The sequence below is a fragment of the Kitasatospora sp. MAP12-44 genome, from assembly GCF_029892095.1.
GTDB lineage: Bacteria > Actinomycetota > Actinomycetes > Streptomycetales > Streptomycetaceae > Kitasatospora.
The window spans coordinates 6,863,484-6,884,073 of the sequence record NZ_JARZAE010000004.1 but is presented as its reverse complement, the minus strand read 5'-3'; the positions used below and the strand labels follow the sequence as shown (position 1 = coordinate 6,884,073).

21 protein-coding genes are annotated in these 20,590 nt (G+C 72.3%); 14 read left to right on the top strand and 7 right to left on the bottom strand.

The features are described 5' to 3' along the window. Nucleotides 1-254: 254 nt before the first annotated feature. The 9 genes from P3T34_RS31305 to P3T34_RS31265 all read left to right on the top strand — a co-directional run bounded on the left by P3T34_RS31305 (nucleotide 255) and on the right by P3T34_RS31265 (nucleotide 7,172). Complete coding sequence (locus P3T34_RS31305; RefSeq protein ID WP_280669406.1) at nucleotides 255-1,433, top strand: HAMP domain-containing sensor histidine kinase; 1,179 nt, start codon at nucleotides 255-257, stop codon at nucleotides 1,431-1,433. 124 nt (nucleotides 1,434-1,557) lie between these two features. Continuing rightward, complete coding sequence (locus P3T34_RS31300) at nucleotides 1,558-1,998, top strand: hypothetical protein (protein WP_280669405.1); 441 nt, start codon at nucleotides 1,558-1,560, stop codon at nucleotides 1,996-1,998. Next, entirely contained in the window at nucleotides 1,995-2,240 is a 246-nt protein-coding gene (locus tag P3T34_RS31295; protein WP_280669404.1) for a hypothetical protein, read from the top strand. The genes P3T34_RS31300 and P3T34_RS31295 overlap by 4 nt, the downstream gene beginning before the upstream one ends. A gap of 424 nt (nucleotides 2,241-2,664) precedes the next feature. Beyond that, entirely contained in the window at nucleotides 2,665-3,231 is a 567-nt protein-coding gene (locus P3T34_RS31290; protein ID WP_280669403.1) for a cysteine dioxygenase family protein, read from the top strand. Next, nucleotides 3,225-3,617 (top strand): rhodanese-like domain-containing protein, encoded by a 393-nt coding sequence (locus tag P3T34_RS31285; protein ID WP_280669402.1) that lies wholly within the window; start codon nucleotides 3,225-3,227, stop codon nucleotides 3,615-3,617. The genes P3T34_RS31290 and P3T34_RS31285 overlap by 7 nt, the downstream gene beginning before the upstream one ends. A gap of 152 nt (nucleotides 3,618-3,769) precedes the next feature. Beyond that, complete coding sequence (locus tag P3T34_RS31280) at nucleotides 3,770-4,882, top strand: ATP-binding cassette domain-containing protein (RefSeq protein WP_280669401.1); 1,113 nt, start codon at nucleotides 3,770-3,772, stop codon at nucleotides 4,880-4,882. Beyond that, a complete protein-coding gene (locus P3T34_RS31275) occupies nucleotides 4,872-5,540 on the top strand; it encodes an ABC transporter permease (protein WP_280669400.1) in 669 nt (222 codons plus the stop codon). The genes P3T34_RS31280 and P3T34_RS31275 overlap by 11 nt, the downstream gene beginning before the upstream one ends. Then, the gene (locus P3T34_RS31270) at nucleotides 5,537-6,205 is read left to right on the top strand and encodes an ABC transporter permease (protein ID WP_280669399.1); all 669 of its coding nucleotides are present in this window, start codon (nucleotides 5,537-5,539) and stop codon (nucleotides 6,203-6,205) included. Before P3T34_RS31275 ends, P3T34_RS31270 begins: the two co-directional genes overlap by 4 nt. A 52-nt stretch (nucleotides 6,206-6,257) precedes the next feature. Beyond that, a complete protein-coding gene (locus tag P3T34_RS31265) occupies nucleotides 6,258-7,172 on the top strand; it encodes an ABC transporter substrate-binding protein (protein WP_280669398.1) in 915 nt (304 codons plus the stop codon). Between the two features lie 105 nt (nucleotides 7,173-7,277). On the opposite strand, the gene P3T34_RS31260 is transcribed toward P3T34_RS31265, so the two are convergent. Further along, nucleotides 7,278-8,024 (bottom strand): transglycosylase SLT domain-containing protein, encoded by a 747-nt coding sequence (locus P3T34_RS31260; RefSeq protein WP_280669397.1) that lies wholly within the window; start codon nucleotides 8,022-8,024, stop codon nucleotides 7,278-7,280. Nucleotides 8,025-8,564: 540 nt separating this feature from the next. Here P3T34_RS31260 and P3T34_RS31255 point away from each other — a divergent pair. Continuing rightward, the gene (locus tag P3T34_RS31255; protein ID WP_280669396.1) at nucleotides 8,565-10,322 is read left to right on the top strand and encodes a carbohydrate binding domain-containing protein; all 1,758 of its coding nucleotides are present in this window, start codon (nucleotides 8,565-8,567) and stop codon (nucleotides 10,320-10,322) included. A gap of 116 nt (nucleotides 10,323-10,438) precedes the next feature. Then, nucleotides 10,439-11,248: a hypothetical protein gene (locus tag P3T34_RS31250; RefSeq protein ID WP_280669395.1), complete on the top strand. Its 810-nt coding sequence runs from the start codon at nucleotides 10,439-10,441 to the stop codon at nucleotides 11,246-11,248. Between the two features lie 9 nt (nucleotides 11,249-11,257). Here P3T34_RS31250 and P3T34_RS31245 read toward each other — a convergent pair whose 3' ends face one another. The 3 genes from P3T34_RS31245 to P3T34_RS31235 form a co-directional block, all read right to left on the bottom strand. Next, nucleotides 11,258-12,673 carry an FAD-binding oxidoreductase gene (locus P3T34_RS31245; RefSeq protein WP_280669394.1) on the bottom strand — a complete coding sequence of 472 codons (1,416 nt, stop codon included), beginning with the start codon at nucleotides 12,671-12,673 and terminating at the stop codon, nucleotides 11,258-11,260. Between the two features lie 37 nt (nucleotides 12,674-12,710). Continuing rightward, entirely contained in the window at nucleotides 12,711-13,661 is a 951-nt protein-coding gene (locus P3T34_RS31240) for an alpha/beta hydrolase-fold protein (RefSeq protein WP_280669393.1), read from the bottom strand. A 124-nt stretch (nucleotides 13,662-13,785) separates the two neighbouring features. Then, the gene (locus tag P3T34_RS31235) at nucleotides 13,786-15,009 is read right to left on the bottom strand and encodes a serine hydrolase domain-containing protein (protein ID WP_280669392.1); all 1,224 of its coding nucleotides are present in this window, start codon (nucleotides 15,007-15,009) and stop codon (nucleotides 13,786-13,788) included. Nucleotides 15,010-15,240: 231 nt separating this feature from the next. On the opposite strand from P3T34_RS31235, the gene P3T34_RS31230 reads away from it, so the two are divergent. Beyond that, on the top strand, nucleotides 15,241-16,110 hold the full coding sequence (locus P3T34_RS31230; RefSeq protein WP_280669391.1) for an NAD(P)-dependent oxidoreductase: 870 nt from the start codon (nucleotides 15,241-15,243) through the stop codon (nucleotides 16,108-16,110). A 63-nt stretch (nucleotides 16,111-16,173) separates the two neighbouring features. Here P3T34_RS31230 and P3T34_RS31225 read toward each other — a convergent pair whose 3' ends face one another. Next, entirely contained in the window at nucleotides 16,174-18,126 is a 1,953-nt protein-coding gene (locus P3T34_RS31225; protein WP_280669390.1) for a phospholipase C, phosphocholine-specific, read from the bottom strand. Between the two features lie 152 nt (nucleotides 18,127-18,278). On the opposite strand from P3T34_RS31225, the gene P3T34_RS31220 reads away from it, so the two are divergent. Continuing rightward, on the top strand, nucleotides 18,279-18,863 hold the full coding sequence (locus P3T34_RS31220; protein WP_280669389.1) for an alpha/beta hydrolase: 585 nt from the start codon (nucleotides 18,279-18,281) through the stop codon (nucleotides 18,861-18,863). Between the two features lie 8 nt (nucleotides 18,864-18,871). Next, entirely contained in the window at nucleotides 18,872-19,474 is a 603-nt protein-coding gene (locus tag P3T34_RS31215; RefSeq protein ID WP_280669388.1) for a class I SAM-dependent methyltransferase, read from the top strand. Between the two features lie 34 nt (nucleotides 19,475-19,508). On the opposite strand, the gene P3T34_RS31210 is transcribed toward P3T34_RS31215, so the two are convergent. Both P3T34_RS31210 and P3T34_RS31205 read right to left on the bottom strand, forming a co-directional pair. Beyond that, nucleotides 19,509-19,715, bottom strand: coding sequence for a DUF397 domain-containing protein (locus P3T34_RS31210; RefSeq protein WP_280669387.1), 207 nt, complete (start codon nucleotides 19,713-19,715; stop codon nucleotides 19,509-19,511). Beyond that, nucleotides 19,705-20,544, bottom strand: a complete 840-nt coding sequence (locus tag P3T34_RS31205) for a helix-turn-helix transcriptional regulator (RefSeq protein ID WP_280669386.1) — start codon at nucleotides 20,542-20,544, stop codon at nucleotides 19,705-19,707. The genes P3T34_RS31210 and P3T34_RS31205 overlap by 11 nt, the downstream gene beginning before the upstream one ends. Nucleotides 20,545-20,590: the final 46 nt, after the last annotated feature.

Here is a 20,590-nt window from a genome sequence, read left to right as displayed (position 1 = left end):
GGTCACCCACGACCTGCGCAACCAGCAGGACAGCCGGTTGCAGGACCGGGCGGCCGCCGCCCTGCCGGACGCCCGGACGCTGCTCAACGCCGACCGGGCGGGCCGCCCCCAGGTCGAGGCCAACCAGCACCGCAAACTGCTGGACTCGGCGTCGGACGTCGGCGTCCGGGTGGCCGACGCCAACGGCACCCTGGTCACCCAGGGCGGCCCGCAGCCGGGCGACGCTGTCGGCCTCCCCGCGCCGGGCGCGGGGGGTGACGACCGTACGCGGCCGCGCGGCGGCCGGCGGTGGCGCGGCCGACGCGGCGGCGCGCAGCTGGCGGGTGCTGGCCGTCCGGGTCAACGGCGCCACCCCGGGCACCCTCTGGGTCTTCGTCCCGACCTCCGTCACCGACCCGCAGGTGCAGGCCGTACGCGGCCGGGTGCTGCTGATCGCGCTGCTCGCGGCGCCGGTCTCCGGCCTGATCGCGCTTGCGGTGGCCGGGCGAGCCACCGCCCCGCTGCGCCGGCTCGGCCGCCGCGCGGCGGCGCTGGACCCGCGGGCCGGCGCGGCCGGCTTCGGCCACGAACGCACCGGGGTCGGCGACATCGACGACCTCGCCGCCGTCCTGGAGAGCGTGCTGGCCCGCTACGACGAGCAGGCCGAGCGGACCGCCCAGGCGCTGGAGACCGCACGCTCGTTCTCCGCCGCCGCCTCGCACGAGCTGCGCACGCCGCTGATGAGCCTGCAGACCAATCTCGACGTGCTGACCGCGCACCCCGAGCTGTCCGCCGCCGAACGGGCCGACATCCTGGCCGACTTGCGCGGCGACCACCGCCGGATGCTCGAACTGCTCACCGCGCTACGGACCTTGGCGCGCGGCGACCTGGTGGAGGTGGAGGCCTTCGGCCCGCTGGACCTGGCCGAGCCGGCCGCCGCCGCGGTGGCCGAACTGCACCGGCGGCGCCCGGAGATCGCCGTCGACTTCAGTCCGCAGCCCCGGATCGACCCCGGCAGCTACCCGGAACTCGCCTCCGGCATCAGGGTGTTCGGCTGGGAGGCCGGACTGCGGATCGTCTGCGACAACCTGTTGGCCAACGCCGCCGTGCACGGCCACGCGCCCGGCCAACCAGCCCGGATCGCCGTCCGGTTGGACCGCCAGGACGGGCAGGCGGTGCTCACCGTCGACGACAGCGGCCCCGGCATCGCCCCGCAGGACCGGGCGGCCGTCTTCGACCGCTTCCACCGCCGCCGGGACAGCCCCGGATCGGGCCTCGGACTGACCCTGGTCGCGCAGCAAGTCGCCCTGCACCGGGGCACGGTGACCGTCTCGACACCGCCGGACGGGCGGGGCTGCCGAATGGAGGTGCGGCTGCCGCTGATCTCCTCCGACGCCAACACGGTCGCCCTGCCGGCCCGCCGGGACTGGATCGGCGCGGCCCCCTCCGGCTGACGGGTCTCCGAGCGCCCTCCGGAGACCCACAAGGAATCCACAAAGAGCCTCTCTACTCTCCGGACCGACGGGGCGGTACACAGCCCCGTCGGACCTGCCCAGGAGAGACCCGGAGGAACCCGTCATGACCTCGTACCGCAAGGCGGCTGCCACGCTCGGCGCCCTCGCCCTCAGCGGCGCGCTGCTCGCGACCGCCGCCCCCGCCCAGGCCGACGCCGCCCCGGCGGCGGCGCCGTCCGCCAAGACGCTCCCCGCCCCCAAGGGCGACGGTGCCCGCAGCATCTGCAAGCGCCTGCCCAAGCTCCAGCAGCGCATCGACCACTCGCTGACCCGGCTCAACGGCCCGGTCACCGAGGCCGGTTCGATCGCCCGCCTGCAGCAGCGCGTCGACAACGCCAAGACCGCCGGCCAGACGGAGGTCTACACCTACCTCAACGACCGGCTGACCTTCCGCAAGAGCCTGGTCCCGACCCTGCAGACCCGCCAGAGCGACCTCAAGTCGGTGGCCGGCTGGTGCTCCACCCAGAACTTCGGCTCCACCACCTCCACGCCGGCCGCCCAGTGAGGCGCGCCCTCGCCGCCGTCGCGGTGGCCATCGCCGCACTGACCCTGACCGCCTGCGGCGGCGGCGCGGGCACCGCCACCCCGCCGGCAGCCACACCCCCGGCCGCCACCGCTACCGGCTCGGCCACGGCCCCGGCCGCCGGCAGCAGCGCCGACCAGCAGCTCAACGAGATGCAGCAGAAGGTCGACGCCGCTGAAAGCGCCGCCTCGGCGGCCGACTCGGACGCCGCGCAGAACAACTGAGACCGACCAGTACGGATCACGACACCGGCGCCGATGACGGAAGGCGAGGACACCTCCTCCCCCGTCACCGGCGCCGGTGTCGTTGCCAGTGACGGTGACGGGGGAGGGCGCGACCAAGCGGCCCACGTGGCGCCACTCCGGATGGTGGACCTCGCTTGACTCCCCGGTAGCCGGTCGACGAGGATCACAGCATGGAACACGGCACCGCTCTCGTCTGCCGCCTGCACGTCGATCTGCGACGCCAGGCGAGCGACATGTGTGCCTGCTGCCGCTGAACTTCCGCCGGCCCCGCCCCCTGTGACCACTGCCAGGGCGCACGGCTGCTCTCCCCACGCACCCGTCCTGTCTGCTGGCGACCCGCGACGTCCCGTACGTCGGCGGCGTGTCCGGTGGGCGCACTCCGCTTCCCTCGTGAGGACCTCAGATGAGCGTCGACCTCGCGCCGGCCCAGACCGATCCGCCGGCCCAGTCCCCTGTCAGCCCCGTTGCCACCGTCGTCCCCGTCGCGCCCGGCGCCCTCGAATCCCCCGGCGTGCCCGCGCTGACGCCCGCTGAACTGCGCGTCCTGGTGGCCGAGCTGGCCGAGCGGCCGGCCGAGTGGATCCACCTGGTCCGCCTGTCGGTCGACGAGCGCTGGTACCAGCGGCTGCGCCTGGCGGACGACCACGAGGTGTGGCTGATCAGCTGGCTGCCCGGGCAGTCCACCGGGTTCCACGATCACGGCGGCTCCCGTGGCGCCTTCACCGTGGCGCTGGGCGAGCTGGAGGAGCTGTCGCTCGGCGGGCCGGAGGGCGAGCTGCACACCCGTCGGCTGAGCGCGGGCGACGTCCGCGCGTTCGGGCCGGAGTTCCTGCACGACGTCCGCAACACCGCCGCGGGCCCGGCGGTCACCATCCACGCGTACTCTCCGCCGCTCGGCGAGATGGCGCTCTACGAACTGCGCGCCAGCGGCCTGCGGCGCACCGCGGTGGAAGGACCGGAGCAGTGGTGAGTGTCGACGACCTGGTGGCGCGTTCGCGGGCGGGCGTGCACCGGCCCGGGCCGCAGGAGACCCGGCAGGCCCAACTGGCGGGTGCGCTGCTGGTGGACATCCGCCCGGCCGCGCAGCGGGCGGCCGAGGGGCAGATCCCCGGCGCGCTGGTGATCGAGCGCAATGTGCTGGAGTGGCGGCTGGACCCGACGGGCAGTCACCGGCTCCCCGAGGCGACCGGGTACGACCTGCCGGTGATCGTGCTCTGCTCGGCGGGGTACGCCTCCAGCCTGGCCGCCGCCTCCTTGCGCGAGCTGGGGCTGCACAAGGCGACCGACCTGGACGGCGGCTTCGTCGCCTGGGCCGAGGCCGGGCTGCCCACCGAGCCGGGGGCACCGCTGGAGTGATGCCGGCCGGCCCGGACCGGCGAGTCAGATCCGTCACTGATCACCGATCAGGGGTTTCCCGCCGCTCCGAGGCGGGAACCGTGCGGCGGGGCTCCGCCCCGACGAGGCTTCACCCGACCGGTGCCCGCGGGCACCACAGCTAGGAACTTTCCGTGATCAGATTCGACGGCGCCGGCAAGCGCCACCCCGACGGCACGATAGCCGTCGAGGGCCTGGACCTCACCGTGCCTGCCGGGCGGACCACCGTGCTGGTCGGTCCGTCCGGCTGCGGCAAGACCACCATCCTGCGGATGGTCAACCGGATGGTGGAGCCGACCTCGGGCCGGGTGCTGCTGGACGGCACGGACGTCACCGAGCTGGAGGCGGCCAAGCTGCGCCGCGGCATCGGGTACGTGATCCAGCAGGCCGGACTCTTCCCGCACCGCAAGGTGCTCGACAACATCGCCACCGTGCCCTATCTGCTGGGCTGGGACCGCAGGAAGGCCCGGGCCCGGGCGATGGAGATGCTCGAACTGGTCGGCCTGGCACCGGAGACCGCCAAGCGCTACCCGTTCCAGCTCTCCGGCGGCCAGCAGCAGCGGGTCGGGGTGGCGCGGGCGCTGGCCGCCGATCCGCCGCTGCTGCTGATGGACGAACCGTTCAGCGCCGTCGACCCGGTGGTGCGCGCCGGACTCCAGGACGAACTACTGCGCCTGCAGTCCGAGTTGAACAAGACGGTGCTCTTCGTGACGCACGACATCGAGGAGGCCGTCCGACTCGGCGACCAGATCGTGGTGCTGCGCGAGCACGGCAGGATCGGTCAAGTCGCCGATCCGGCAACTCTGTTGTCCGCACCGGCCGACGAGCAGGTGGCCGCCTTCCTGGGCCGCGACCGGGGCCTGCGCGGGCTCGGCCTGCGCACGGCCGACTCGATCGCCCTCACGCCGCTCCAGGAGCCCTTCGCGGGCTGGACGTTGGAGCTGGACGAGGACGGACGGCCGACCGGCTGGACGGGCCACGGCGAGCATCGGACGCCGAGCGTCTTCGACCCGGCCGTGGACACCCTGCGCACCGCGCTGGACGCCACCGTGCTGTCACCGGTCGGCGCGGCCGTCGCGGTGGACGCGGACGGCCGGGCCGTCGGCATCGCGCCGCGGGCGGCCGTACTGGACGCCCTCGACGCGCTGCACGCCCGCCCGCTGAACCTGTCGAAGGACGAGGTCGAGGTCAGGGACAACGCCGACGTCGAGGACGCGGCCGGGGACGAGGCCGGCCATGGACGGTGAGCCCCTGGTCCGCTGGTACTGGATCGGCGACCATCTCGGCTACCTGTGGGGCCTGCTGGTCGACCACGCGGTGATCTCACTGGTCCCCGTGCTGCTCGGCCTGCTGCTCGCGCTGCCGCTGGGACTGCTCTGCACCCGCCTCCCGCGGCTCTACCAGCCGCTGGCCGCGACCTTCAACGTGGTCTACGCGCTCCCCTCACTGGCGGTCTTCGTGGTGCTCATCCCGTACACCGGCCTGGCCACCCAGGCCACCGTGATGATCCCGCTGACCTGCTACGCGCTGGCCGTGCTGCTGCCGACCACGGTGGACGGGCTGCGCGCGGTGCCGGAGCCGGTCCGGCAGGCCGCCACCGCGATGGGCTACGGCCCCTGGCGCCGGCTGACCGCGGTCGAACTCCCCTCGGCCGTACCGTACGTGGTGGCCGGCCTCCGGGTGGCCGCGGTCTCCAGCATCTCGCTGGCCAGCGTCGGCGCGCTGATCGGGCGCGGCGGGCTCGGCTACCTCTTCATCGACGGCTTCCAGCGCACCTTCCCGACCCCGATCGTGGCCGGGATCGTGCTGGTGGCCCTGCTGGCCCTGGTCACCGACGGCGTGCTGCTGCTGGCCCGCCGGCTGCTCGCCCCGTGGGCCGGGCGCGAGACGGCGGTGCGGCGATGAACTGGCTCTCCTGGATCTCCGACTTCTTCAACTCGCCCGACCGGCGAAGCGGCCCGGACTCGATCCTGCACCGGGTGGGCGAGCATCTGACGCTCTCCGGTGAGGCGCTCTGCTATGCCGCCCTGCTGGCCATCCCGCTCGGCCTGCTGATCGGCTACAGCGGCCGCGGCGCCGCGCTGGTGACGGCGCTCAGCGGCACCGCGCGCGCTCTGCCGACGCTCGGCCTGGTCACGCTCACCGTGCTGCTCGCCGGGGTCGGCGACACCGCCGTGCTGGTCCCGCTGGTCGCGCTGGCCGCGCCGGTGCTGCTGGTGGCGGCCTGCGAAGGCGTCCGCGGCACCGATCCGGACCTGCGGGACGCGGCGCGTGGCATCGGGCTGACGCACCGTCAAGTCCTGTGGCAGGTCTGCGTCCCGTCCGCACTGCCCGCGCTGCTGGCCGGCCTGCGCACCGCCACCGTGCAGGTGATCGCCACCGCGACGGTGGCCGCCTACGTGGGCCTGGGCGGGCTCGGCCGGTATGTGATCGACGGTCTTGCCACCCGTGACTTCCCGCTCACCGTCGGCGGCGCGCTGCTGGTGGTGCTGCTCGCGGTGGCGGCCCAGCTGCTCTTCGCGGCGCTCAGCCGGTTCGCGCTGCCCGCCGGACTGCGCAAGCGGCAGTAGCGGCGGCTCTGAACTCCACTCTTCTGACTGTCCCCGGAAAGGACACCACACCATGTCTTCGCGCTCCCGCGCCACCACCTCCCTCGTCCTGATGGCGGCCATCGCCCTGGCCGCCACGGCGTGCAGCTCGTCCAAGAGCGACCCGCTGGGCGGTGGCGCCTCCCAGGCCACCGGCAGCGGATCGACGGTGACGATCGGCTCGGCGAACTACCCCGAGAACGTGCTGCTCGCCTCGATCTACTCGCAGGCGCTGCAGGCCAAGGGCATCAAGGTCGACGAGAAGTTCAACATCGGCAGCCGGGAGGTGATCTACGGGCAACTGCAGAGCGGCAACCTGACCATCCTGCCGGAGTACAACGGCGGGCTGCTGCAGTACCTGGACGCCAAGTCGACCGCCAGCACCGCCGCCGACGTCGACGCGGCGCTGCTGAAGGACCTGCCGTCCTCGCTGGAGCTGCTCAACCCCTCCACCGCCGAGGACAAGGACTCCCTGACGGTCAGTCAGGCCACCGCCGCCAAGTACAACTTGAAGAGCATCCCGGACCTGGCGGCGCAGGCGGCGAACTTCACCATCGGCGGCGAGCCGGAGTTCAAGTCGCGGCGCGAGCAGCAGTTCAAGGACGTCTACGGGCTGACCTTCAAGGACTGGAAGCCGACCGCGGACACCACCGCCAACGCACTCAAGGACGGCTCGCTCCAGGTCGGCGACGTCTTCACCACCGACCCGCGGATCAGCTCGCTCGGCCTGGTGACGCTCACCGACCCCAAGGACCTGTTCGGCGCGCAGAACGTGACGCCGCTGGTCTACAAGGCCGGCGTGAACCAGACGGTCACCGACACGCTGAACGCGGTCTCGGCGAAGCTGGACACCCCCGGGCTGCTGGCGCTGATGAAGAAGGTGTCGATCGACAAGGACGACCCCTCGGCGGTCGCCAAGGACTGGGTGAAGGCCAGCGGCCTGAGCTGAACCAGCATCCCCCTGGCGCATTCGGCAGACGCCAGAGCCCCGCACCGCCGCCCGAGGGGGACGGCGGTGCGGGGCTCGCTGCGCGCTGGATCAGTACCGGCTGGATCAGTACCAGCTGTGGGCCTGCCAGAAGGACCAGGCGGCGTTCGGGCTGCCGTAGCGCTCGTTCATGTAGCTCAGCGTCCACTTGATCTGGGTCACCGGGTTGGTGCGCCAGTCGGAGCCGGCCGAGGCCATCTTGCCGGCCGGCAGCGCCTGGCCCAGGCCGTAGGAGCCGGAGGACGGGTTGGTGGCCTGGAAGTTCCAGCTGCTCTCGTGGCTCACGATGTTGCTGAAGGCGGCCCACTGGCCGGCCGGCACGATGCTCTGGGCCAGCGCGCGGACGCCGCTCGGGCTGGTGTTGGTGGCGACCACCGGGGCGGGCGCGGGCTGCTGCGGGGCGGGAGCCGGGGCAGGAGCGGGAGCGGGAGCCGCAGCAGGGGCGGCCGGCGCGGGCTGCTCAGCGGGAGCCGGAGCCGGAGCGGGCTGCTCCGCCGGGGTGGCGGGCTTGGACTCGGCCGGCGTGAGGTACTGCGCGGCGTTCACCGTGTGGCCGGCGCCGCCCGGGGCGGGCTGCAGGTACGGCGCGGCGCCGAGCGTGCCGGCGTCCGCCGAGCGGCCCGCGGTGTCCAGCGAGAGCTTGAGGGCCCCGGGGTGGCCCTCGGCGACGGTGACGCTCGGGGCGTCGGCGGTGGCACTGTCGGTGGGGAGCGCGAGCGCCACGGCGGAGACGGCACAGAGGGTGGCCAGGCCTGCGGAGCCGACCAGCACGGAGGATCGTCGACGCACGGTGGACATCAGGGCGCTGCGCATGCTGCTTTACCTCGTTCGGTCGTTTCGGGCCCCGGGCGCACAGCAGTAGAGCGGCAGCGCGGCTGCGAGCCGCGCGCTGTGATGGCGCGTCGGTGGCCGTCGGCACCCCGATCTCGGTCGGTGCCATAGGGAGGCGCTCCACCGGAACAAGTGGCACCGGCAGGAGACCGGTGCGGGGCGGCGCGCTTGGCGACTCGTCCAGGTTTAACGTGGCCGCCGGTCGGGCGGCAAACAGCGCTCCTACGACGCCCGATAGCAGGTCAGGCAGGCCGGGCCGGGGAATCCCTGCGGCGGAGGCGATCGCAGCGACGATCCGCGATCGTGGACGGCCGGGGCCTGTGGCAGGTGTCACCCGGGCGCTCACCGAGTGCCAGACGTCCGGTACGGAGTGCCACCGGGCGCTCCGGGGGCCGGCGGCGGACTGTTAGGACTCTTGACAGATCACTGGTCTAGTCCAAACATGGGCTCGGCTCCCCCGCACTCGGCTCCCCTGCACTCGGTCTCCGCCCACCCATCCCCCCACATCTGCTGGAGCACTGCATGCGACTTCACAGATCCATCCAGGCCCTGCTGACCGCCGGCTGCACGCTGGCCGCCTCGGCCGGCCTGCTGGTGGGCACCGGCGCCGCCGCCCAGGCCGCCACCGGCACCCCGCTGCCCAGCCACGTCTTCGCCCCCTACTTCGAGGCCTACAGCAGCGACGACCCGGCCGCGCTGGCCGCGCAGTCCGGCAACAAGTACCTGACGATGGCGTTCATCCAGGCCGCCACCAAGGGCTCCTGCACCCCGTACTGGAACGGCAGCACCAGCACCCCGATCGCCACCGCGCAGTACGGCGCCGCGATCAGCAGCATCCGGGCGGGCGGCGGCGACGTCATCCCGTCCTTCGGCGGCTACGCGGCCGACAACGGCGGCACCGAGATCGCCGACAGCTGCACCGACGTCAACTCGATCGCCGCCGCGTACGAGAGCGTCATCACCACCTACAACGTCAGCCGGATCGACCTCGACACCGAGGACAACTCGCTGACCAACACGGCCGGCATCGACCGCCGCAACAAGGCGATCAAGGTGGTCGAGGACTGGGCCGCGGCCAACAACCGCACCGTCCAGTTCTCCTACACGCTGCCCACCACCACCAGCGGCCTGGCCGACAGCGGGCTCAACGTGCTGAAGAACGCGGTCAGCAACAACGCCCGGATCGACGTCGTCAACGTGATGACCTTCGACTACTACGACGGCGCCACCCACGAGATGGCCAACGACGCCGAGAGCGCGGCCACCGGGACGTACAACCAACTCGCCTCGCTCTACCCGGCGAAGACGGCCGCCCAGTTGTGGGGCTCGATCGGCGTCACCCTGATGCCCGGCGTCGACGACTACGGCACCGCCGAGACCACCACCGTCGCGGACGCCGCCGCGGTGCAGCAGTGGGCCACCGGCAAGGGCCTCAACACGCTCGCCTTCTGGGCGCTGGAGCGCGACAACGGCAACTGCACCGTCGGCACGGCCGGTTCCGACACCTGCTCCGGCATCGCGCAGGGCACCTGGGACTTCAGCCACGCCCTGGAGCCGTTCACCAGCGGCGGCGGCACAACGGCCAACGACTTCTCGCTGAGCGCCTCCCCGGCCGGCGGCTCGGTCAGCGCGGGCGGCTCGGCCGGCGCCACCGTGAGCACGGCGGTCACCTCCGGCAGCGCGCAGAGCGTCGCACTGACGGTCTCCGGCGCACCCGCAGGCGTCACCGCCACCCTCAGCCCCACCAGCGTCACCGCCGGCGCCTCCGCCACGCTGAACGTCACCACCAGCGCCGGCACTCCGGCCGGCAGCTACCCGCTGACCGTCACCGGCACCGCCGCCTCCGGCAGCCACTCCGCCACCTACACCCTCACCGTCACCGGTGGCACCGGCGGTGGCGGCGGCCTGGTCAACGGCGGCTTCGAGAGCGGCAGCCTGAGCCCCTGGACCTGCCAGCCGGGCGGCGCGGTGGTCTCCACCCCCGTCCACTCCGGCAGCCACGCGCTCCAGGTCACACCGACCGCGAGCCAGACCGGCGAGTGCGACCAGAGCGTCACCCTGGCGCCCAACCACGCCTACACGCTGAGTGGTTGGGTCCAGGGCAACTACGCCTACCTGGGTGTCAGCGGTGGCGCCACCGGCTCCACCTGGGCCTCGGGGAGCAGCTGGACCAAGCTCTCGGTCCCGTTCACCACGGGCGCCTCGGGCACCGTCACCGTCTACCTGCACGGCTGGTACGCGCAGGGCAACGTCTTCGGCGACGACTTCTCGATCTCCTAGCCATGAGCCCTGAGCTCCGGGGCTCTGAGCTCTGAGCCCCGGGGCCCGGGTACGGCGGCGGCGCCCGTCGAGCCCGGGCCCCGGGGCGTTCGAGGCGTGTTCTAGGCTTCCGGACCATGACCGACTGGCCGCAGAGAGAACAGCCCGCGACCGCCGAGCCCGACTGGGCGGCCCTGGCGGAGCGCCACGACCGGGACACCCGGCGGCGCAAGCGGCTCCGGCTGCTGACAGCCGGCGGGGTGGCGACGGCGGCCGTGGCCGCGATCACCGTGACGGCGGTCGTGGTGAGCGGCGGCTCCGGCCACGGCAGCCGAACGGGCGGCGCCAGCACCGCGATCGACGCGGTCGGCGGCCGCACTCCCCCAACGAGCGCGAGCACCAGCGCGAGCCCCAGCCCCGCCACCGGCCCCAGCACGCCCGCCGACCCGCTGACGCTGATCTCCGACGCCCGTACCGACACCGCCCCGCTGGACCCCGCCGCGCTCTTCGCCGCCGGCACCCTCTCCTCCGGCGGCAGGATCTGGACCCGGATGGCGCTGGACTCCGTCACCCCGTGCTGGAAGGCCACCACCGGCGGGCTCGGCAACGTCCTGGCCGCGCAGAACTGCCAGACCGTGCTGCGCGCGACCTACGCCAGCGGCGCCGGCGCGGTGACCGTCGGCGTCGCGGTGTTCGCCGGCAAGGAGCAGGCGACCGCCGCGCAGCAGGCGAGCAAGGGTCAGCTGCAGGGCCTGGTGCCGACGGGTGCGGTCTCCTTCTGCACTGCCGCCGGCTGCGCCAACACCCATGGCACGATCGGCCGTTACACCTACTACTCGGTGTCCGGCACGCTCAAGCCCGGCGGCACGGCGCCCGACGCCGACGCGGCCGCGGCCGGCCCCGTCTTCGCGGACTACGCGAGCACCCGCCTGCTCGCCCGGGGTTAAGGTCCGGACTCACGTCAGCAGCTTGCCGGGGTTCATGATGCCCTGCGGGTCGAGAGCGGCCTTCACGGCGCGCAGCAGTGAGAGTTCGACCGGCGACCTGGTGCCCGGCAGGGCGTCGGCCTTGAGCACCCCGATGCCGTGCTCGCCGCTGATGCTGCCCCCGAACTCCGCCACCAGCTCGAAGAGCAGCGCCGAGATCTCCGCCCGGTCGATCCCCTCCCGCAGCAGCACGTTGAAGTGCACGCCGCCGTCGCCGACATGGCCGAAGGCGTTCACCGTCAGCTCGGGATGCCGCTCCGCCAGTCGACGCTCCGCCGCCATGATGAAGTCGGCGATGGCGCCCAGCGGCACGCCGAGGTCGTGCTTGATCGCGCCGCCCGCGCGCTTCTCCGCCTCCGGCAGCGACTCGCGAAGTCGCCACAGGGCCTGGGCCTGCGGCCGGTCCAGGGCCGGTACGGCGTCGGCGACCAGCCCCCGTTCGCTCGCCTCGGTGAGGAACCGCTCCAGCAGGGCGGCGAGTCCGTCGGCGTCCCTGGTGGCGGTGGCCTCCACCAGCAGGTAGGCCGGGTGTGGCGCGCCGAACGGGTCCTTCGTTCCCGGGACTTGGTCGATCAGGAGGTCAAGTCCGATGCGGGTGAACAGTTCCAGCGCAGTGAGCTTGTCCTCCAGCAACTCACGTGCGCAGGAGAGCAGTTCGGTGAGTACGGCAAGGTCTGGCAGCGCGAGCAGCGCCACCGCGCGGTGGCGCGGGAGCGGGAAGAGCCGCAGGGTGGCGGCGGTGACGATGCCGAGGGTACCCTCCGAGCCGATCAGCAGCTGCTTGAGGTCGTAGCCGGAGTTGTCCTTGCGCAACGCGCGCAGCCCGTGCCAGATCCGGCCGTCCGGCAGCACCGCCTCCAGGCCGAGCACCAGGTCGCGGGTCATCCCGTAGCGCAGCACGTTGCTGCCGCCCGCGTTGGTGGCGATCGTGCCGCCGATCCGGCAGCTGCCCTCCGAGGCGAGCCGCAGCGGGAAGAGCAACCCGGCCTCGGCTGCGGCCTGTTGGACGTCGGCGACGATGCAGCCGGCCTCCGCGGTGAGCGCGAAGTCGGCCGGGTCGACCGAGCGGATCCGGTCCAGCGCGCGGACGCTGAGCACCACCTGCTCACCCGTCCCCAGCGGCATGGCGCCGCCGACCAGCCCCGTGCCGCCCGCGAACGGCACCACTGGCACGCCGTACCGGGCGCAGACCCGGACGGCGGCGGCCACCTGCGCGGTGTCGCGCGGCCGCAGCACGGCCGCCGGGTGGGCGGGCAGCAGTCCGCGCTCGTCGCGGACGAAGCCGGCCGCCGGATCGGACGGGTCCAGCACCCCGGACGGCCCCAGCGCGGAGCGCAGGGCGGCGAGGGCGGCGGGCAGATCGGTCGGCTGGGTCGGCTGGGTCACCCGCTCATCGTCCCAGCCCGGCCGGGTCGGGACACGCTCATTGTCGAGGGACGGTGAGCGCGTGGCCCAGGAAGTCCATCGCCGCCGGGAGCACCCGCCGCCAGAAGCCGTCGGTGTGCTCGCCGCGCGGGAAGTGCGCCTGGCTGACGCCGCCCTGGGCGGCGAGTTGGCGGGCGGCGGGGCAGAACGGGTCCTCGGTGCCGCACCAGAGGGCCAGCGGCGCGCCGTGCGGCTGGTCGAGGTGGAGCAGCGGCTCGTCCTCGCGCCAGTCCGGCTCGGAGTCGAAGCCGTCGACCGTCCGGGCGTCGGCCCAGTCGCGGAAGAGCGCCGGGCTCAGCAGCGCGACCGGGCCGAAGCCCGCGCCGCGGCCGCGCGCGTAGCGCAGCGCGCCCGAGCCGCCCATCGAGATGCCGAGCGCGCCGCTGACCGAGCCCGCTGTCGCGCCCGCTTTCGCGCCGGCCCGTGCGGTGGCGAAGCCGCGGGCGGCCAGCCAGCCGGGCAGTTCGTCGAGCAGCATCCGCTGCGGATCGTCGCCCGCCGTCCGGCGGTGCCAGTAGCTCGCGTCGCCGCCGTCCACCGCGACCAGCGCGAACGGCGGCGCCCCGGCCGCCACCGCCGTCGCCAGGAACTGCGGCATCCCGAGCTGCACCATCGCCTGCGCGTCGGCGCCGCGCCCGTGCAGCACCACCGCCACCGGCAGCGCGCCGGGCCGGGCCGTACCGGGCGGGGTCATCGTGATCAGGCGCACCGACTTGCCGCGGGCGGCCGAGGCGACCAGCTCGTCGGTCATCGGCCCGGGGGCGATCTGCGGCACGCTGCCGTCCGGCCCGGTCAGCCCGATCGCCCGACGCAGCGTCACCCCGCCCGGCAGCAGGTCCTCCGCCATCGCGGTGCCCGCGCCGGCCCCGAGCACCGCGAGCCCGCCGACCGCCCCGCCCGCCCACAGCAGCCGCCGTCTGGTCAGCAGCGTCCCAGCACCCGTACTCATCGCTCTCCCCCGTCATAGGTCCAGGTCAACGGGGTGATGCTAGCCGCACACCACCCCGTTGCCCCCGGCCTGGAAGCCGGCTGTTACGGACTCATGACGTACTCTCAGCAGCGCTGTTCCGCGGTCAGCCCTCGGCCGGGAGCTGGTAGATGTGGTCCGGGGTGACGACGGAGGTGACCGCGTTGGCGATCACGGTGCTCGGCTCAGAGCCCTGGTACAGGATGTCGGTGTTGATCAGGATCACCATCGTGGCCTTCTGCTCCGGCAGGTACATCGTCACGCTCTCGTAGCCGGGCAGCGAGCCGTTGTGGCCGATCCAGCCGTGGGTGTTGAACAGGCCCAGGCCGTACCCCGCGCCGTCGAAACCCGGTACGGGGATGAAGTTCTCCCGCTGCTCCTGGGTGGCCCGGGAGAGCAGGGTGCCGGTGGCGACGTCCTTGGCCCAGTGGTGCAGGTCGTGCAGGTCGGAGATCATCGCGCCGGCCGCCCAGCCCCAACTCGGGTTCCAGTGGGTGGAGTCGGCGATCGCACCGCTCAGCGTCTGGTTGGTGTACCCGTGCGCGTGCGGCTTGGGGAACTCGGCGCCCTGCGGGAAGAGCGTGTGGTCCAGGTGGGACGGCCCGGTGACCCGCTGGTGGATGAAGTCGGCGAGCGGCATCTTCCCGAGCTTCTCGACGAGCAGGCCGAGCAGGATGTAGTTGGTGTTGGAGTACTGGAACTGCGTGCCCGGGGGGAAGACGTTCGGGTGCTTGAAGGCGTACGCCAGCAGCTCCTGCGGGGTGAACGGGCGGGTCGGGTCGCTGAGAAACGCCTGGACGAAGTCCGGGTCGGCGCTGTACGAGAACAGGCCGCTGCGCATCTCCAGCACCTGACGGATGGTGATGTTCTGGCCGTCGGGGACGCCGTCCAGGTACTTGGCGATCGGATCGTCCAGCCCGACCAGCCCCTCGTCGACCAGCTCCAGGACGGCGGTGGCGGTGAAGGTCTTGGTCTCGCTGCCGATCCGCATGTTGAGGTCGGGCTTCATCGGCGCCCCGGTCGCGGTGTTGGCCACCCCGGTCGACCGGATGTAGCTGCCCTTGCCGGGGAACCACAGGCCGACGGTCACGCCGGGGACGCCGGTCTCCTGCTGGGCGCCGGCGATCGCCGCGTCGATGCGGGCCACCAGCTCGGGGTCCAAGCCGTGCGGCGGGCAGTCGTCCGCGTACGGGTCGGTGGTGGAGGCGGCGCCTCGGCCGGCGGCCGGCGGCGGGGCGGCCACCGCCGGGGACGCGGTCAGGGCGAGGGGAGCCAGGGTGGCGAGGGCGAGCAGGGCGGTGGCGAGTCGGCGGGCGGGGGCACGGCGCATGGAGGCGTCTCTTCCGGTGGGAGGGGAGCTTGCCCGCCAACGTCACCACCCGCTCCGACCCCGCCCCCCGCGCGCCTGCGGTCACCGCTCGGCGAGTCCACCCGTACGGACCTGACGCGGGGGGTTTGGGCGGGCGGAGGGGGCTTGCCGGGACGTGCGGGCCGCTGCGGGCGTCATTTGGCTACGATCGGGAGCGGACGCATCGTCAGAGCAGCCAGAGGAGTGACCTCGTTGAACGTCGGATTCGTCGGACTTGGCAGCATGGGCCGGGAGATGGCGGGGCAGCTGCTCGCCGCAGGTCACCGGGTGCAGGTCTGGAACCGTTCGCCGCTGCCGGTGCGGGCGCTGGTCGGGCGCGGGGCGCAGGCTGCCGACAGCCTGCCCGAGGTGCTGCGCAACGAGGTCGTGGTCTCGATGCTCTCGGACGACGCCGCGGTGGAGTCGCTGCTGCTCGACGAGGAGCTGCTGGCCGGCGCCGGGGCCGAGGTGCACGTCAACATGGCCACCGTCTCGCCGGCGCTGGCCGTCCGAGCCGCCGAGCTGCACGCCCGGCACGGCATCGGCTATGTCGCGGCGCCGGTGCTCGGACGGACCGACGTGGCCGCGGCCGGGAACCTCAACATCATTGCCGCTGGCGCCAGTTCGCTGATCGACCGGGTGGCGCCGCTGTTCGACGCGATGGGCCGCACCACCTGGCGGCTGGGCGAGCGGCCGGAGTTGGCCAATGTCGCCAAGATCAGCGCCAACTTCCTGCTGGTGTCGGCGATCGAGGCGTTCGCGGAGGCCGCCGCCCTCGCCGAGGCGTCCGGGCTGGCTACCGAACAGCTGCTCGCGATCCTGACCGGCACCATCCTGCCCGGCCCGGTCTACTCCGGCTACGGCGCGATGATCGCCGAACGCCGGTACGAGCCGGCCGGGTTCCGGCTCGCGCTCGGCCTCAAGGACATCGGCCTCGCGCTGGACGCGGGCGCCGAGGCCGGGGTCCCGCTGCCGTTCGGCGAGGTGCTGCGCGGGGCGCTGCTCTCGGCCGTGGCGCACGGGGACGGCGACCTCGACCTCGCCGCGCTCGGGGAGGCCGCCCGCCGCCGGGCTGTCCAATGAGACAGTGCTGCTTGCCCTTTCGGGCAGGCAGCACTGCGGCTACGGCTACGGCTACGGCTACGGCTACGGCTGCAGGCGACCCGCGAAGCGGCGCTCGAAGCCGTCGCCGGTGTCGGCGGTGACCGTGTAGTCGTACCGTCCGGCGGCGGTCGGTACGAGCGCGTCCTGCGCGCTGCCGCCGGGCTGCACGGTGACCGTGCGGGGCGTCGAAGAAGGCGCTCCGAAGGCCGAGTTGACGCCGATGGTGAAGACCACCGGACTGCTGCCCTGGTTGCTGAGAGTGATCTGCACGCCGCCCGGGGTCTCGACCGAGGAGACCTCCGGGTGGCCCTTGGCGGTGTTGGTCCAGGTCCGGACGTCGCCCTTGTAGCCGCGCAGGAACCCGTCCGGTCCGTGCGCGTCGATGTCGTACGGGCCGCCGCTGACGCCGAGCGCGCTGAAGAAGTCGCTGACGCTGCCGCCGACCGGCAGGGTGTAGCGCCAGGCGCCGAACTGGCGGAAGTTCACCACGTACATCGAGATGCCCGCGCCCAGCGTGCCCAGGTTGTCCAAGGTGATCCAGAGCTGGCCGGTGGAGGTGTCGGTGCGCGAGGAGGAGCCGAAGCGGTAGCCGGTCGGCAGCGACGGGCGGTCGCCCGGCTCGACCTGCGGCTGCCGCTGGATGATCGGCGGGAAGAGCGGCGGCAGCAGCAGCTTGTCCTGCTGGGCCAGGTCGGCGAGCAGCTGCTTGGTGTCCGGCAGCGCGGGGAAGGTCCGGTTGCTGGTGGTGAAGTCGAAGGCCGACATCAGGTCGCCGCAGACGGTGCGCCGCCACGCGGAGATGTTGGTCTCCTTGACGCCGGTCCAGTTCTCCAGGAAGCGCAGCACCGAAGTGTGGTCGAAGACCTCGGAGTTGACCTTGCCGCCGCGACTCCAGGGCGAGATGACGATCATCGGCACGCGCGGCCCGAGGCCGATCGGGACGCCGGCCACGAACTCGTCCGGTGTGCCGTCCGGCGCCACCGGGGGTACCACGTGGTCGAAGAAGCCGTCGTTCTCGTCGTAGTTGAGCAGCACGACGGTCTTCGCCCAGACCTCCGGGTTGGCGGCCAGCGCCTGCAGCACGTACGAGGAGGTGAAGTCCGCGCCCTGCGCCGGCGGGTAGTTGGGGTGCTCGGACTGCGCGGTCGGGGCGACCACCCAACTGACCGCCGGGAGCGTGCCGTTGGCGACGTCGTTGGCGAAGTCGTCGGCGCCCCGGCGGGCCATGCCGTTGATGTAGAGCGGCGAGTCGGTCGCGGCGCTCTGGAACGACTTGAACCAGGCGAGCGCGTTGTCGTCGAAGTTGTCCTGCTGCTGGTAGACCTTCCAGGAGATGCCGGCCGCCTGCAGCCGCTCCGGGTAGGTGGTCCAGGTGAAGCCGCTCTTGGTGTTGTCGGTGGCCGGGCCGCCGGCGGTGCCGTTCGGGTCGATCATGCCGGACCAGAGGTAGAGCCGGTTCGGGTCGGTGGAGGTCAGCGCCGAGCAGAAGTACTGGTCGCAGACGGTGAAGTTGTCCGCGAGCGCGTACTGGAACGGGATGTCCTGGCGGTTGTAGTAGCCCATGGTGTACCAGGTCTTGGCCGGGATCCAGTTGTTGTACTGGCCGTTGGCCCACGCGCTGTGGGTGCCGGCCCAGGAGTGGTCCAGGTCGAAGATCCGCTGGGCGTCGCTGGTGGAGGTGTCCAGGTGCCAGGGCAGCAGCGAGGTGCCGCCGACCGTGCCGAGCATCTTCTGCTGCAGCACGTCCGAGCCGCCCGGGAAGCGCACCCGCGAGGTGTCGCCGTAGCCGCGCACGCCGTTCAGGGTGCCGAAGTAGTGGTCGAACGAGCGGTTCTCCTGCATGAGCACCACGACATGCTCGACGTCGTCCAGTGTGCCGGGCACCGCCGGAGCGGCCAGCGCCTGCTGGACGGTGCCGGGCAGTGCACCGAGGCCGAGCGCGGCGCCTGAGGCAGCGGCAGAACCGAGCAGCGCGCGACGGGAGATCGGGGACACAAGGCCTCCAGAGAGGTGGACCGAGGGGGAGTTACTTGCGGGTAAGCGATGATTCCAGCGATGGGTGAACAGCGGAAGACCCGGGGACAGCCCTTGAGGTGTCTGTACATGTCATCCGACCTGGGTGACCATCAGATCGTTACACTGTGGGGGTGACCGACACCGCCACCGTTCTCGTCCTGCCCGGCTACCAGAACTCGGGCCCCGCCCACTGGCAGAGCCACTGGGAGCAGGAGCACCCCGCCTATCTGCGCGTCGAGCAGGAGGACTGGGACGCTCCGCAACTCGACAGCTGGGTCGCCACCCTGGACCGGGCAGTCGCCCTGGCCCCGCCCGGCCCGGTGGTGCTGGTCGCCCACAGCCTCGGCTGCATCACCGTCGCCCACTGGGCGACCCGGCAGGAGCAGCTCGCTGGGCAGGTGAGCGATGGGCAGGTGATCGGCCGGCAGGTGATCGGCGCGCTGCTGGTCGCGCCCGCCGACATCGACACGGTGGACATCGCCGAGCTGAAGAACTTCCGGCCCGTGCCACTGCGGCCGCTGCCGTTCCCCAGCATCGTGGTCAGCAGCAGCAACGACCCCTACGCCGACCCCGAGCGCTCCCGGCTGTTCGCCGAGAGCTGGGGCTCGCGCCTGGTCGCCCTCGGCTCGCTCGGCCACATCAACAGTGACTCCGCGATGGGCAGTTGGCCCGAGGGCCAGGCCCTGCTCGCCGAACTCCTCGCCACCGCAGGCTGACCGGCCTCATGTCCACGCACGGCACCGCCTCCCACCACGCCGCCGCCGACCTCCCGCCACTGGTACGGCGAGCACTCGCGGCCGCCGACGCGCACGGCTTCGCGAACTCCTGCCGCCCCGAACAGGGCCTGCTGATCCGCGCGTTGGCCGGCGGCGCGAGCGCACTGATCGGCGAGAGCGGGACCGGCTGCGGAGTCGGCCTGGCCTGGCTGGCGAGCGGCGCTGCGCCCGGCGTGCGGCTGATCAGCGTCGAGCGCGACCCGGTCCGCGCCGCCGTCGCCTCGGCGGTCTTCGCCGACCAGCCGCACGTCGAGGTGGTCTGCGGGGACTGGAGCGAGCTGTACGGCCTCGGCCCGTTCGACCTGCTGGTCCTCGACGGCGGCGGCCAGGGCAAGGGAGTCGAGCCACCCGCCGATCCCGTCCGGCTGCTCACCGCCCACGGCACCGTGGTCATCGACGACTTCACCCCCGCCACCACCTGGCCCCCGCTGCACGAGGGCCAGCCGGACACCGCCCGCCTGTACTGGCTGGAGCACCCGGCGCTACGAGCCACCGAACTGCGCCTCGCCCCGGACCTAAGCTCCGTGGTCGCCACCCGCCGCCGGCCTTGAGTCTCCGGTGACGCTGCTGCGCCGCCCCCTCTTGTCAGACGGCGCCGAAGTCGCCCGCCTTGACGCCCGCCACGAACGCAGCGAAGGAAGCAACGGGGAATACCAGCGCGGGGCCCTCAGGGTCCTTGGAGTCACGGACGGGCATGAGGTCGGCATAGCCGTCCGCCACCTCGACGCATCCGCCACTCCCGTTACTGTAAGTGCTCTTGCGCCAGGGAGCGCTAGTCAGGTCAACCTGCATGGCTCTCAAGTTCCTTCCGTACCTCTCGGATCATGCTCAGGGATGCAGCCTGCGGGAGCGCTTCAATTTGAAGTCGATCGTAGTCCCTGTCCCAGGTCCCGACCTCTTCGGCGTCGCGCTCCAGGTAACCCCTTTTCACGGTCTCCATGTAGCCGACCATCGCTCGATTGGACATGGTCAACAGGACCATCGGATGCGTGAACGGGTGATCGGCCGCCAGGCTGTAGGGGGATACCTGGATGATCACATTCGCGAGTTGCGCCAGGTTTTCCAAGTGCCGGAGTTGTCGGGCCATGACCGCACAGCCGCCGATGGGGCGAAGCAGGCAGCCCTCGTCAACCACCGCATGGAGGATCGGTGCCGGCTCTCGATCCAGTTGACGCTGCCGCGCGGCCAGGATGCTTACGCGGTCGTCGACTTGAGTTTGCGTGGCACTGCCACGCCGGATGTTGCCCGCCTCCCAAGCCTGCGCGTACTCAGTCGTCTGCAACAGTCCTGGGATCATCCGGAACTCGACCAGTCGAATGACTGTCGCCTCGGCCTCCTTGCTCATGTACTCGGGGAACCCCTCAATCAGGCCGCTGTGCTTGAGGTTCCACCACATGAGCTCCAGCGTTCCGCCGGTCTCCAGCACCCGGTCCGCGCTCACCGCGAAGGAGTGGGTGGGAACGCGGGTAGCTCTTTCGACGCAACTCACCCAGCTGTCGGAGAAGCAGATCAGCTTCCCGAAAGCGACTTGCGAGAGCCCCTTCGCCTCCCGTGACCTGCGGAGCTGTACCGCGAAGGCAGCCAGTGGAGATGACGCAGGGTCAACTTCGGTTCGGCGCATGGTCGATCACCCCTTCGAATTGGATCCCACTCACCCAGATGTCGAG

Excerpts from the sequence above, each read along its gene's own strand:
- P3T34_RS31265 (WP_280669398.1), top strand. The coding sequence starts at position 6,258 with ATGTCTTCGCGCTCCCGCGCCACCACCTCCCTCGTCCTGATGGCGGCC.
- P3T34_RS31205 (WP_280669386.1), bottom strand. The coding sequence starts at position 20,544 with ATGCGCCGAACCGAAGTTGACCCTGCGTCATCTCCACTGGCTGCCTTC.
- P3T34_RS31270 (WP_280669399.1), top strand. The coding sequence starts at position 5,537 with ATGAACTGGCTCTCCTGGATCTCCGACTTCTTCAACTCGCCCGACCGG.
- P3T34_RS31235 (WP_280669392.1), bottom strand. The coding sequence starts at position 15,009 with ATGCGCCGTGCCCCCGCCCGCCGACTCGCCACCGCCCTGCTCGCCCTC.
- P3T34_RS31255 (WP_280669396.1), top strand. The coding sequence starts at position 8,565 with ATGCGACTTCACAGATCCATCCAGGCCCTGCTGACCGCCGGCTGCACG.
- P3T34_RS31300 (WP_280669405.1), top strand. The coding sequence starts at position 1,558 with ATGACCTCGTACCGCAAGGCGGCTGCCACGCTCGGCGCCCTCGCCCTC.
- P3T34_RS31250 (WP_280669395.1), top strand. The coding sequence starts at position 10,439 with ATGACCGACTGGCCGCAGAGAGAACAGCCCGCGACCGCCGAGCCCGAC.
- P3T34_RS31215 (WP_280669388.1), top strand. The coding sequence starts at position 18,872 with ATGTCCACGCACGGCACCGCCTCCCACCACGCCGCCGCCGACCTCCCG.
- P3T34_RS31290 (WP_280669403.1), top strand. The coding sequence starts at position 2,665 with ATGAGCGTCGACCTCGCGCCGGCCCAGACCGATCCGCCGGCCCAGTCC.
- P3T34_RS31210 (WP_280669387.1), bottom strand. The coding sequence starts at position 19,715 with ATGCAGGTTGACCTGACTAGCGCTCCCTGGCGCAAGAGCACTTACAGT.
- P3T34_RS31240 (WP_280669393.1), bottom strand. The coding sequence starts at position 13,661 with ATGAGTACGGGTGCTGGGACGCTGCTGACCAGACGGCGGCTGCTGTGG.
- P3T34_RS31260 (WP_280669397.1), bottom strand. The coding sequence starts at position 8,024 with ATGCGCAGCGCCCTGATGTCCACCGTGCGTCGACGATCCTCCGTGCTG.
- P3T34_RS31275 (WP_280669400.1), top strand. The coding sequence starts at position 4,872 with ATGGACGGTGAGCCCCTGGTCCGCTGGTACTGGATCGGCGACCATCTC.